Below are 11792 nucleotides of genomic sequence, written 5' to 3'. Positions count from 1 at the left end.
GAATGTTCCTGGGAGGGCTATTTTTGCTCTCGTAACAATTGAGCAGCACGAACGGCAAAGTAAGTCAGGATGCCATCAGCGCCTGCACGTTTAAAAGCGGTCAGGGATTCGAGGATAACCCCTTCGCTCAACCAGCCATTCTGAATCGCCGCCATGTGCATGGCGTATTCACCGCTGACCTGATAGACAAAGGTCGGCACTTTGAATTCTTCCTTGACCCTGTAAAGGATGTCCAGGTACGGCATGCCTGGCTTGACCATGACCATGTCCGCGCCTTCTGACAAGTCCGCCGCCACTTCGTGCAGGGCTTCGTTGCTGTTGGCCGGGTCCATCTGATAGGAGGCCTTGTTGGCCTTGCCCAGGTTCAGTGCCGAACCCACCGCATCGCGGAACGGGCCGTAATAGGCGCTGGCGTACTTCGCCGAATAGGCCATGATCCGCACGTTGACGTGATCGGCCAGTTCGAGGGCTTCGCGGATCGCCTGAATGCGACCGTCCATCATGTCCGACGGGGCCACCACCTGAGCGCCGGCTTCGGCGTGGGACAGGGCCTGCTTGACCAGCGCATCGACGGTGATGTCGTTCTGCACGTAGCCTGCTTCGTCGAGGATACCGTCCTGACCGTGGGTGGTGAACGGGTCCAGCGCAACGTCGGTGATCACCCCCAGTTCAGGGAACTGCGCACGCAGGGCGCGGGTGGCGCGCTGGGCAATGCCATCGGGATTCCAGGCTTCGGCGGCATCCAGCGACTTGAGTTCGGGGGGTGTGACCGGGAACAGCGCCACGGCCGGGATGCCCAGTTCGACCCACTTGGCTGCTTCTTCCAGCAACAGGTCGATGGTCAGGCGTTCAACGCCCGGCATCGAGGCCACCGCCTCGCGACGGTTTTCACCGTCCAGCACGAACACCGGCAGGATCAGATCATCGACAGTCAGAACGTTTTCACGAACCAGTCGACGCGAGAATTCATCACGGCGGTTACGACGCAGGCGGGTTGCAGGAAACAAACGGTTGGCAGGGGTAAAGCTCACGGCAGACTCCTGAGCCCGCGCTAACGGGCGAGCGTGACAGTTATAAGCGGCCATTATGACCAACGTATTACAGTTATGTGCATCCCTGCGTCACGTAGCCGCATTCCATTGTCCTTGTAGGAAATGTTCACGTCGAGACACATTTGGACACTTTCATGAATGTGCACGAAGGGTTAGGCTGCGCGTTCATTTCGCCAGCACCCAGACAATGCTCCAACAATTTCTGCATGACTTCGGCTACTTTGCCCTTTTTCTCGGCACGTTCTTCGAAGGCGAAACCATTCTGGTGCTCGCAGGCTTCCTCGCGTTCCGTGGATACATGGATATCAACCTGGTGGTGGTCGTGGCTTTTTTCGGCAGTTATGCCGGCGATCAGCTGTGGTACTTCCTGGGGCGCAAGCACGGCCGCAAGTTGCTGGCGCGCAAACCCCGCTGGCAGATGATGGGCGACCGGGCTCTGGAACACATCCGCAGGCACCCGGACATCTGGGTGCTGAGCTTCCGTTTTGTCTATGGTTTGCGCACGGTGATGCCGGTGGCGATCGGCCTGTCGGGCTATCCACCAGGACGTTACTTGTTGTTGAACGGGATTGGCGCCGCGATCTGGGCGAGCGCCCTGGCCGCCGCGGCCTATCACTTCGGCGCGGTACTCGAAGGCATGTTGGGCAGCGTCAAGAAGTACGAGCTATGGGTGCTTGGCGCCCTGCTGGTGCTGGGCTTCGTGCTGTGGCTGCGCCGGCGATTCAAGAATGCCCGTCTGGCGAAGCAGATCTACGCCGACGAGCAGGCCTTGAAAGCCGAACAGGCCAAGGCCGCCGAGGTCAAGACGCCAACCGAGTGAAGCGGTTTCTGCAGCAGTAGAGACCGATTCCGCTGAGCAGGCTGTAACTCAGCAGGCCGACCCAGCCCACCGCGCTGGCCGGCCACAGCCCGACCATCGGCGCCAGCCATACCAGCGGCACATTCGATGCCAGCCGCAGCAGCTCCAGCTTCAACGCCCATGGGCGATTCTCCAGGGCCACGCCCAACGTAAACAGACCCAATGCCACCGCACTCCAGCCGAGCACCAATGCAGCGGTCGGCAAATGCTGCTCGATGTTCATCAAGTAGCTGCCCAGCGCGATGTAGACGCAGAACTGCAGCACGACGTAAATCTGCTGGCGCCCGTCCAGCGGTACTTCGAATTTGCGGAACTGGCTCAAGTCCGGCTTGTTCATCGGGTACTTCGCCGCCACGTCGGCCGGACGCCAACCGGTGCGCATAAACCAGATCCGCAGCTTGTCCCATTTGCTTTCAGCCCGTCGCGCGTCATCCCAGAGCTGCGCGTAAAACTGCACGTTTGCCCACAACGGATTCCAGCTCGCCAGTGGCGTGGTCACGCCGAAAATCACCGGTTCGTTGTCGTCCTCTTCCTGGAACGAGCCAAACAGACGGTCCCAAATAATGAACACCCCGCCGTAGTTGCGATCCATGTAGAGAGCGTTCTGTGCATGGTGGGCCCGATGATTGGACGGCGTGACGAAGAACCACTCGAACCAGCCAAGCTTGGGAATGTGTCGCGTATGCACCCAGAATTGATACAGCAGGTTAAGCGCGGCGACGCTGATGAACACCAGCAGCGGCACGCCGAGCACGGCCATCGGCAGGTAGAAAATCCAGCTCAGCAGAAACCCGGTACTGGTCTGGCGCAACGCCGTGGAGAGGTTGTAGTCCTCGCTCTGGTGATGCACCGAATGCGCCGCCCAGAGAATATTGCGTTCATGGCCCATGCGATGCAGCCAGTAGTAGCAGAAGTCATAGAGGACGAAGGCAAACACCCAGACCCAAACGCTGTCGGCCGAGAGCTCGAACAGCGCCAGGTGCTTGAGGGCAAATGCGTACGTCACCAGCCCCACACCCTTGGTCAACAGGCCCGTGGTGGTGGACAGCACGCCGGTGCTGATGCTGTTGATCGCGTCGGCCACCCGATAATTGCTCACCCCGCGCCAACGGTCGGCCAGCAGTTCGACGGCAATCAGCACAAAGAAGAACGGCACCGCATACAGAATGAAGTCCATGACGCGCCCTGATCGGAATCTTGAGGACAGATCCTATGTTTAGCCGCGAATTAACCCTATGGCAACGAGTGACAAATTAGTGGACATTTAACGCCATGAATCTGGAGAAAAACCCATGAGCAAAAAAATTGCAGTGATCCTTTCCGGCTGTGGTGTCTACGACGGCGCCGAGATCCACGAAAGTGTGATCACCCTGCTGCGCCTGGACCAGCGTGGCGCTCAGGTGCAGTGCTTTGCCCCCAACATCGCGCAATTGCATGTGATCAACCACCTGACCGGCGAAGAGATGCCCGAGACACGCAATGTGCTGGTGGAATCGGCGCGGATCGCCCGGGGCAACATCAAGGATATCCGTGAGGCCGACGTCGAGGATTTCGACGCGCTGATCGTGCCGGGTGGTTTTGGCGCGGCGAAGAACCTGTCGAACTTCGCGATCGAAGGCGCCGGCTGCACGGTTCAACCGCAAGTCCTGGCGCTGGCTGAAGCGTTTGCCGAAGCGGGTAAACCGGTCGGGCTGATCTGCATCTCCCCGGCGCTGGCCGCGAAGATTTATGGGCCGGGCGTGACCTGCACCATCGGCAACGATGCCGACACTGCCGCGGCGATGAACAAGATGGGCGCCACACATGCAGACTGCGCGGTGACGGACATCGTTGAAGACAAGGCGCGCAAACTGGTGAGCACTCCGGCTTACATGCTCGCGCAATCGATCAGCGAAGCCGCGTCAGGCATCAACAAACTGGTCGACCGCGTCCTCGAACTGACCCACGAAAACGACGCCTGACACGGATCAAATGTGGGAGCGGGCTTGCTCGCGCATGCGGTGTATCAGTCAACATCAATGCTGAATGACTCACCGCATTCGCGAGCAAACCCGCTCCCACATTTTGAATATTGCCAGGCTCAAGACTTGCGCGATAACCGCGTGAGTATTCGGTCCAGCGCATTGGCAAACGCCTGCTTCTCACGCTCGCCAAACGGCGCGGGGCCGCCGCTCATCTGCCCCTGTTCACGCAAGTCGGTGAACAGGTTGCGCACCGCCAGCCGATCGCCCATGTTCTGCGCGTCGAACTCCTTTCCCCGAGGGTCCAGCGCTGCAACGCCTTTCTTCACCAGCCGGTCGGCCAGTGGCACGTCGCTGCAGATCACCAGTTCACCGGGCACCGCGTACTCCACCAGATAGTCGTCCGCCGCATCCGGGCCACTCGGCACCACGATCAGCTTTACCAGCGCCAGCCCCGGCTTGATCTGCGGCTGCCCCGCCACCAGCACCACTTCGAACTGGCGCTTGAGGGCGAACTTCACCACCAGATCCTTGGCCGCCCGCGGGCAGGCGTCGGCATCAATCCACACACGCATTGTGTTCCTCCTCTTAAAAGCATCGCGGGCAAGCCCGCTCCCACAAGGTTAGCGTTAATCCCTGTGGGAGCGGGCTTGCCCGCGAATGTGAGCGCAGCGAATGCTTTTAAGAAACCTGCACCCGCCGCTTCTCCGCCATCCAGCTACGACCATACAACACAATAATCGCAATGATCGCCACCGCCTGAGCACTCAGCGAATACGCATCCGCATGGATGCCCAGCCAGTCGAACTCAAAGAACGGCACCGGCCGCGTGCCGAAGATCCCGGCTTCCTGCAACGCCTTCACGCCGTGGCCGGCAAACACCACCGACAGCGCGCACAGCAGCCCGGCATTGATGCTGAAGAACAGCGACAGCGGCAGTTTCGCCGAGCCCCGCAGAATCACCCACGCCAGCCCCACCAGCAGCACCAGCGCCGTGGCACCACCCGCCAACACCGCGTTATGCCCCGCTGGCCCGGCCTGCAACCACAAGGTCTCGTAGAACAGGATCACTTCAAACAGCTCGCGATACACCGAGAAGAATGCCAGCGTCGCAAAGCCGAAACGACCGCCGCCGCCCACCAGGCTGCTCTTGATGTAATCCTGCCAGGCCGCTGCGTGGCGACGGTCGTGCATCCACACGCCGAGCCAGAGCACCATGACCGCGGCGAACAACGCCGTCGCGCCTTCCAGCAACTCACGCTGCGAGCCACTGACGTCGATCACATACGCCGCCAGCGCCCAGGTCCCCAGACCGGCCAACAGCGCCAGGCCCCAACCGGCGTTGACACTGCGCACCGCCGATTGCTGGCCAGTGTTGCGCAGGAACGCGAGGATTGCCGCCAGCACCAGGATCGCTTCCAGACCTTCGCGCAGCAGAATCAGCAGACCGGAGATGTAGCTCAGCGACCAGCTCAAACCCTCGCTGCCCAGCAGGCCGGCAGATTGCTTCAACCTGGCTTTGGCTGCATCCAGACGCTGCTGGACCTCGGCCACCGGCAAGCCATCCTGCAACGACTGACGGTAGGCCATCAGGGATTTTTCAGTGTCTTTGCGCACGTTGGCGTCGACGTTGTCCAGAGAGCTTTCGACCAGTTCGAAACCTTCCAGGTACGCCGCGACCGACAAGTCATAAGCCTGATCGTGATCGCCGGCGCGATAGGCCGCGACGCTCTTGTCCAGGGTTGCAGCGGTGTAGTCGAGCAGTTGCGCCGGGCCACGTTTGACCTGCGGCGGTTGCGAACGCTGGGCGCGGAAGGTCGCTGCCGCTTGCGGACCTTCGGCGGCCAGCACTTCGGCCGGGGTCTGACGGGCCAGGTCGGCGATGTTGTAGGTTTTTTCGGATTGTGCCGCGGCCGGATCGGCACTGAAGCTGGCGATATAGGTCGCCAGGTCCCAACGCTGACGGTCGTCCAGCTGATCGGCGAAGGCCGGCATGTCTGTGCCTTCTACGCCCATCCCCAACGTGTTGTAGATCCCATAGAGGCTCAATCGATCCTGGCGCCCGACGTCGCGCAGATTGGCCGGCGGCGGCGTCAGACCGACACCGGCCGGACCATCCCCGGCCCCCGTATCGCCATGGCAGACCGAACAATGCTGGGCGTACAGCGGCGCACCCCGGGTCGGATCCGGTGTAATGATCGGCGCCTGACTGACTTCATAAGCCACGGCCAGCTTCGCGCCCAATTGCCGAGTCTGACGGGCGACGTCCGCGCCGTCCTGCCGAGCAGCGATGGCGCTGTGCAGCGTGCTGACGCCCTGCTCCAGCCCCGCCTTTTCCGGTTTGTCCGGCATGGCGGCGATCAAGCCTTGCAGCGCCTTGGTAAATTCCAGCTGCTCGCGGTACTCGGACTCATTGATGACCTTGCCCGCTTGCACAGATTGCGGGTAGTCCGCGCCAATGTAGTCGAGCATATGCAGCGCTTGCGGCGCGCCTTCCACGGTGTCGGCCAGCAAGTTGGAACTGCACAAGGCAAACAGCGGCAATACCAGCCAGGCCAGGAAACGGGACGGGGCAGTCATGAATGAATCTCAATTGGAAATACGAAGTAACACATTGTTCACTTCGAATGAGTTTCACTCAAGCTTTGTTGTGTGAAATGCGGATGCCGCCGGGGATTCTGTGCCGCTCTTTGTAAGAGCCAGCTTGCTGGCGAAGGCATCAACACGGTGTTACTGAAACACCGTGGCGTGTGCATCGCCAGCAAGCCGGCTCCTACAGTTCTATGACATGGGAACGAAAAAAGGCGACCTCCAGGGTCGCCTTTTTTGTGCCTGACGGTTTTACACCGCGGCTTTACGCAGCGTCGCCATGAACGCCGCCGCGCCAATGAACAATCCTGCAAAAGTCCGGTTCATGCGTTTTTGCTGCTTGGGCGTGCGCAACAAGCGCAGCACCTTGGACGCCAAACCGGTGTAACCGGCCATGACAATCAGATCCACACAGACCATGGTCACGCCAATGATCAGGTACTGAATCAGCAGCGGCGCATGCGGGTCGATGAACTGCGGCAAAACCGCGAGCATGAACACCAGGGCCTTGGGGTTGCTGATGTTGACCAGGAAACCACGGAACACCAAAGCCATCGGCTTGCCGATCTGGCGCACCGCCGCGTCGTCGCTCATGTCGCTGGGCAGCGCGCGCCATTGCTTGATCGCGAGGTAAACCAGGTACGCCACGCCGAACCATTTGATCGCATAAAACGCGGTGGCCGACGCCGTGAGGATCGCGCCAACACCGGCGCCGACAATCGCGATCTGTACCGCCAGGCCCAATTGCAGGCCCAGGGCGTTCCAGTAACCGCGCCAGAAACCGTACTGCAGACCGCTGGACATCGACGCAATGGCGCCGGCACCGGGAGACAGGCTGATCACCCAGCAGGCCGCAAAAAACGCCAGCCATGTTTGAAGCTCCATCGCACACCTCGACTCAGACTCGTGACAGACGTCTAAGCTAATGCGGCTTTGGGCCGATGACTATCGATTTTTTGCAGGATATTGCGATGGTCGACCAGCGTTTTATGACTCCAGGGCCCCTTCGCGAGCAAGCTCGCTCCCACATTGGATCTTTAGTGAACACAAAATTTGTGAACAACACTGATCAAATGTGGGAGCGGGCTTGCTCGCGAAAGCGGTATGTCAGACAACAGAAGGCTTACTTCTCAAACCCGCCGGACGAAAACACATCCGTACCCCGCCAGCGTCGAACCGAGCGCTGGAAGAACAGGCTATTAGGCACCTGCACCATCGCGCTGCCAGTCCCAAGCTCTTCCGCTTCGACCAGCGTGGTGTAAAGCAGATTGATCGCCACCACCCGGCCTTTGACGCCAGGCTTGTCAGTGGTGTCCACCAACTCGACCACATCACCGATACGGAAGGGGCCGACGGTAAAGATCAGGATCGCGCAGAGCAGATTGGAGAGCACGCTCCACATGGCGAAAAACGCCACCGCGGCCACCGCGACAAAACCGGACAACGCGGTCCAGAGTACAGTCGCCGACACGCCCAGGCGCTCCAGCACGAAAATCAGTGCACTGCCCATGATCAGCCAGCGCAAACCGCCCCGCAGCGGCATCAGAAACTGCGGCGGAAACGGGTAGCGCTCGCCCAATCGAGTCAGGCATTTAGCGACGACGCGCTGAGCGATATAACCGGCCAGCAGGATCAGCAGAATTTGCACGACCAGCCAGATCGGCTCGACCCACATCGCCGGCAACGGCAGCTTGAAGGCTTCCATCAGGACAGCGCCTCCAGCTCCGCCTGCATGCTTTCGAGCAATTCCAGCGCTTCCATCCAGGCTTCTTCCAACTCGGCTTCGCGCACCTTCAGCTTGGCTTGTTCAGCCAGCAGATCACGCAGGTCGTTCTTGCGCGCCGGCTCGTAAATATCGCTGTCACCGAGGCTGGTATCGATCTTCGCCAGTTTCTCGTGGAGCTTGCCGAGTTCGGCTTCGAGCTTGTCAGCCTCACGCTTGTGCGGCGCCAGTTGCTGACGCAATGCGGCGGCGGCCTGACGCTGGGCCTTCTTGTCAGTCTTGTCCGGATTGACCGGCGTGTTGCTGACCGGGGCATTGCGCTGACGGTAGTCGACCAGCCAACGGGCGTAGTCTTCCAGGTCACCGTCAAACTCCTCGACCTTGCCATCCGCCACCAGATAGAAATTGTCGGTGGTGCTTTTGAGCAAATGACGATCGTGGGAGACCACCAGCACCGCACCACTGAATTCCTGCAGGGCCATGGTCAGCGCCAGGCGCATTTCCAGGTCCAGGTGGTTGGTCGGTTCGTCGAGCAGCAGCAGGTTCGGACGCTCCCAGGCGATCAACGCCAGGGCCAGGCGAGCTTTTTCGCCACCGGAGAAATTCAGTACCGGCTCGTCGATACGCGCACCGCGGAAGTCGAAGCCGCCGAGGAAGTCGCGCAGGGTCTGCTCGCGTTCGGTCGGCGCCAGGCGCTGCAAGTGCAGCAACGGGCTGGCCTTCGAGTCCAGGGAATCAAGCTGATGCTGGGCGAAGTAACCGACGACGGTGTTTTCGCCACGGGTCAGTCGACCGGCCAGCGGCGAGAGCTCGCCGGCGAGGTTTTTGATCAGGGTCGATTTACCCGCACCGTTGGGGCCGAGCAAACCGATGCGCGCGCCAGGCGTCAGTTGCAGTTTGACCTTCTCCAGCACGGCTTTGTCGCCGTAGCCCAGGCGGGCGTCGGACAGGTCGATCAGTGGGCTGGAAATCTTCGTCGACTCGCGGAAGACGAAGTCGAACGGCGAATCGACGTGAGCGGCGGACAACTCTTCCATCCGCTCCAGCGCCTTGATCCGGCTCTGGGCCTGACGGGCCTTGGTCGCCTGGGCCTTGAAGCGGGCGATGTAGCTTTCCATGTGCGCACGTTGCGCCTGCTGCTTTTCGTAGGCCTGTTGCTGCTGGGCCAGACGTTCGGCACGGGCGCGTTCGAAAGCGCTGTAACCACCGCGATAGAGCGTGATCTTGCGTTGATCGACATGGGCCACATGATCGACCACGGCATCGAGGAAATCCCGGTCGTGGGAAATCAGCAGCAAGGTGCCGGGATAGCTTTTCAGCCATTCTTCGAGCCAGATGATGGCGTCGAGGTCCAAGTGGTTGGTCGGTTCGTCGAGCAGCAACAGGTCCGAGGGGCACATCAATGCCTGCGCCAGGTTCAGACGCATCCGCCAGCCACCAGAGAAATCTCCTACCTGACGATCCATCTGCTCGTTGGTGAACCCCAGGCCAGCCAGCAGCTTGCGGGCGCGAGCATCGGCGGTGTAACCGTCGGCGCTGTCGAGTTCCGAGTGCAGACGGGCCTGAGCAGCACCGTCATGGGCCGCTTCGGCTGCGGCGAGGTCACGTTGCACCTCGCGCAGGCGCAGGTCGCCATCGAGCACGTAGTCGACCGCCAGGCGTTCGAGCGTCTCGATTTCCTGGCGCATGTGGGCGATACGCCAGTCGGCCGGCAGGAAGCAGTCACCCGAGTCCGGGTGCAGCTCGCCCCGAATCAAGGCGAACAGGCTCGATTTGCCGGCGCCGTTGGCACCGATGAGGCCGGCTTTGTGGCCGGCGTGCAGGGTCAGCTCGGCGTCTTCTAGCAGACGTTGCGGGCCACGCTGTAAAGTCAGGTTCTGAAGTCGAATCATAATGGCGGCGGAGTCTACCAGCTTCGCTCGCAACTGGCGCGAGTAGCACTATGTCCTCTGACCTGTGGAGCTTTTCCCTTGGCACTTACGCCCGTCCTGGCGTTGAAGCCGCATGCCTGACCTTGCAGTCGGCGGGGGCGAATGTGTGCCTGTTGTTGTGTGGGCTGTGGCTCGGGAAGCGAGGAATCGCCTGCAACGAACAACGATTGCAGCAGCTTCGCAACGTGGCTGAACCCTGGGACACGGATGTCGTTCGACCGCTGCGCGCCTTGCGCCTGCAATGGAAAGTCATCGCGACTGGAGATGCGGAACTGAACGCGTTACGCGAACAAGTGAAAGCGCTGGAGCTGGAAGCCGAACGGCATCTGTTGTTGCGACTGGAGCGATCGGCGCAGAGTTGGCCGCAGAATGAGGCGACCGATTTATCGGCCTGGCTGGAGGGTGTGGCGGCGGACGCCGCCCACCCGGACCGCGACGCGCTGCATCAGCTGCGCGTCGCGGCAACCGGCACTTAGGAAGCGCTGGTTGGGGTGATGCTTGTGCTCGACGGTGCCACTGGCGTTGGCGCAGTGGTGGCTGTCGAGGTGGAGGCTGCTGGTGCAGGAGCGGCCGAAGCGGATGGCGTCGGCGCTGGCGTCGCTGGTTTGGCAGCAGGAGCCGGGGCTGGCTTGGCAACGGCGGCCGGTTTTTTCACGGCTGGTTTTGCCGCCGGTTTGGCTGCAGCTGGTTTGGCTGCGGCTGGTTTTGCGGCTGTCGCTGGTTTGGCGGCGGCTGGCTTGGCAGCAGCCGTTTTTGCAGCTGGTTTTGCGGCCGGTTTAGCAGCGGGTTTCGCGGCTGGCTTGGCAGCGGTCTTTGCCGCGACTGGTTTTGCAGCAGGCTTGGCAACAGGTTTCGCAGCGGCGGTTTTAGCGGCTGGTTTGGCAGCTGCAGTTTTCGCCGCAGCAGGTTTGGCAGCAGCGGTTTTTGCAGCCGGTTTAGCGGCCGCGGTTTTCGCCGCAGCAGGTTTGGCAGCGGCGGTTTTTGCAGCCGGTTTTGCAGCCGCAGTTTTCGCCGCAGCAGGTTTGGCGGCAGCGGTTCTTGCAGCCGGTTTAGCGGCGGCTGTTTTGGCAGCGGCTGGCTTGGCGGCAGGTTTGGCGGCGGCCGATTTAGCAGCCGGTTTTGCAGCGCTGGCAGCGACCGGTTTTTTCGCCGCAGGCTTGGCGGCAGGTTTTGCTGCAGCTTTCACCGGCGCCTTGGCAGCAGGTTTGGCCGGTGCTTTTGCAGCAGCCGGTTTGGCAGCGGCTTTCTTGGCGGGGGCCGCAGCAGGCTTGGCCGAACGCAGGGACAACGCCTTGCCGACAGCCTCTTGTACACGACCGACGCCCTGGGCCAGTTTCAGGCTTTCTTGAGCATCGCGCTTGAGTTGCAGAATGTAGGCGCGGGTCTCGGACTGACGATCCTTGAGGGAGTCGAGCAAGTCTTCGAGTTGCTTCACTCCGTCCTTCGCCTTGGCTTGTGCCTTGGCCTTGCCGGCCGCCGCAGCGTCCTGCAATTTGGTGCGGGATTTGTGCAATTTCTCCTGCGCTTTTCCTCGCTGTTTTTCCAGTTTGGCGAGCAGTTTTTCAGCATCAGCCAAGGCTTGTGAACAAGCGGTTTCCAAATGCTCGAGCAGGCTGCCCGAGAGTTGTTGGAGTAAGTGCAACGGGGTATTTACAGGCTTCTTGGTGGCCGACATGG

General features: G+C 61.1%; 11 protein-coding genes. 3 read left to right on the top strand and 8 right to left on the bottom strand.

The genetic code is table 11. The features are described 5' to 3' along the window. Nucleotides 1-17 precede the first annotated feature (17 nt). Nucleotides 18-1031, bottom strand: coding sequence for a porphobilinogen synthase (gene hemB / locus FBY04_RS21010; protein ID WP_145316679.1), 1014 nt, complete (start codon nucleotides 1029-1031; stop codon nucleotides 18-20). A gap of 208 nt (nucleotides 1032-1239) precedes the next feature. On the opposite strand from hemB, the gene FBY04_RS21005 reads away from it, so the two are divergent. Continuing rightward, nucleotides 1240-1872, top strand: coding sequence for a DedA family protein (locus FBY04_RS21005; RefSeq protein WP_084320272.1), 633 nt, complete (start codon nucleotides 1240-1242; stop codon nucleotides 1870-1872). Here FBY04_RS21005 and FBY04_RS21000 read toward each other — a convergent pair. Beyond that, nucleotides 1853-3088, bottom strand: a complete 1236-nt coding sequence (locus FBY04_RS21000) for a sterol desaturase family protein (protein ID WP_145316677.1) — start codon at nucleotides 3086-3088, stop codon at nucleotides 1853-1855. The genes FBY04_RS21005 and FBY04_RS21000 overlap by 20 nt on opposite strands. A gap of 115 nt (nucleotides 3089-3203) precedes the next feature. Here FBY04_RS21000 and elbB point away from each other — a divergent pair, with 115 nt between their 5' ends. Beyond that, entirely contained in the window at nucleotides 3204-3872 is a 669-nt protein-coding gene (elbB, locus tag FBY04_RS20995) for an isoprenoid biosynthesis glyoxalase ElbB (protein ID WP_084320268.1), read from the top strand. A 119-nt stretch (nucleotides 3873-3991) separates the two neighbouring features. Here elbB and FBY04_RS20985 read toward each other — a convergent pair whose 3' ends face one another. From FBY04_RS20985 to FBY04_RS20965, 5 genes are all read right to left on the bottom strand, one after another. Then, complete coding sequence (locus FBY04_RS20985) at nucleotides 3992-4447, bottom strand: YaiI/YqxD family protein (protein WP_084320266.1); 456 nt, start codon at nucleotides 4445-4447, stop codon at nucleotides 3992-3994. Nucleotides 4448-4553: 106 nt separating this feature from the next. Next, nucleotides 4554-6452: an FTR1 family protein gene (locus FBY04_RS20980; protein WP_084320264.1), complete on the bottom strand. Its 1899-nt coding sequence runs from the start codon at nucleotides 6450-6452 to the stop codon at nucleotides 4554-4556. Nucleotides 6453-6713: 261 nt separating this feature from the next. After that, complete coding sequence (gene rhtB / locus FBY04_RS20975; RefSeq protein WP_084320262.1) at nucleotides 6714-7346, bottom strand: homoserine/homoserine lactone efflux protein; 633 nt, start codon at nucleotides 7344-7346, stop codon at nucleotides 6714-6716. A 238-nt stretch (nucleotides 7347-7584) separates the two neighbouring features. Continuing rightward, nucleotides 7585-8166, bottom strand: coding sequence for a mechanosensitive ion channel family protein (locus tag FBY04_RS20970; protein ID WP_084320260.1), 582 nt, complete (start codon nucleotides 8164-8166; stop codon nucleotides 7585-7587). Beyond that, the gene (locus FBY04_RS20965; RefSeq protein WP_084320259.1) at nucleotides 8166-10076 is read right to left on the bottom strand and encodes an ATP-binding cassette domain-containing protein; all 1911 of its coding nucleotides are present in this window, start codon (nucleotides 10074-10076) and stop codon (nucleotides 8166-8168) included. The genes FBY04_RS20970 and FBY04_RS20965 overlap by 1 nt, the downstream gene beginning before the upstream one ends. A gap of 50 nt (nucleotides 10077-10126) precedes the next feature. Between FBY04_RS20965 and FBY04_RS20960 the strand changes: the two genes are divergently transcribed. After that, nucleotides 10127-10591 carry a TIGR02444 family protein gene (locus FBY04_RS20960; protein WP_145316675.1) on the top strand — a complete coding sequence of 155 codons (465 nt, stop codon included), beginning with the start codon at nucleotides 10127-10129 and terminating at the stop codon, nucleotides 10589-10591. On the opposite strand, the gene FBY04_RS20955 is transcribed toward FBY04_RS20960, so the two are convergent. Continuing rightward, nucleotides 10588-11790 (bottom strand): AlgP family protein, encoded by a 1203-nt coding sequence (locus FBY04_RS20955; protein WP_084320255.1) that lies wholly within the window; start codon nucleotides 11788-11790, stop codon nucleotides 10588-10590. The genes FBY04_RS20960 and FBY04_RS20955 overlap by 4 nt on opposite strands. Between the last annotated feature and the right edge of the window lie 2 nt (nucleotides 11791-11792).

Origin of the sequence: Pseudomonas sp. SJZ080 (assembly GCF_007828295.1) — a bacterium.
Lineage (GTDB): Bacteria > Pseudomonadota > Gammaproteobacteria > Pseudomonadales > Pseudomonadaceae > Aquipseudomonas > Aquipseudomonas migulae_A.
The sequence above is the reverse complement of the archived record's forward strand: the minus strand, read 5'-3'. Positions and strand labels throughout refer to the sequence as shown.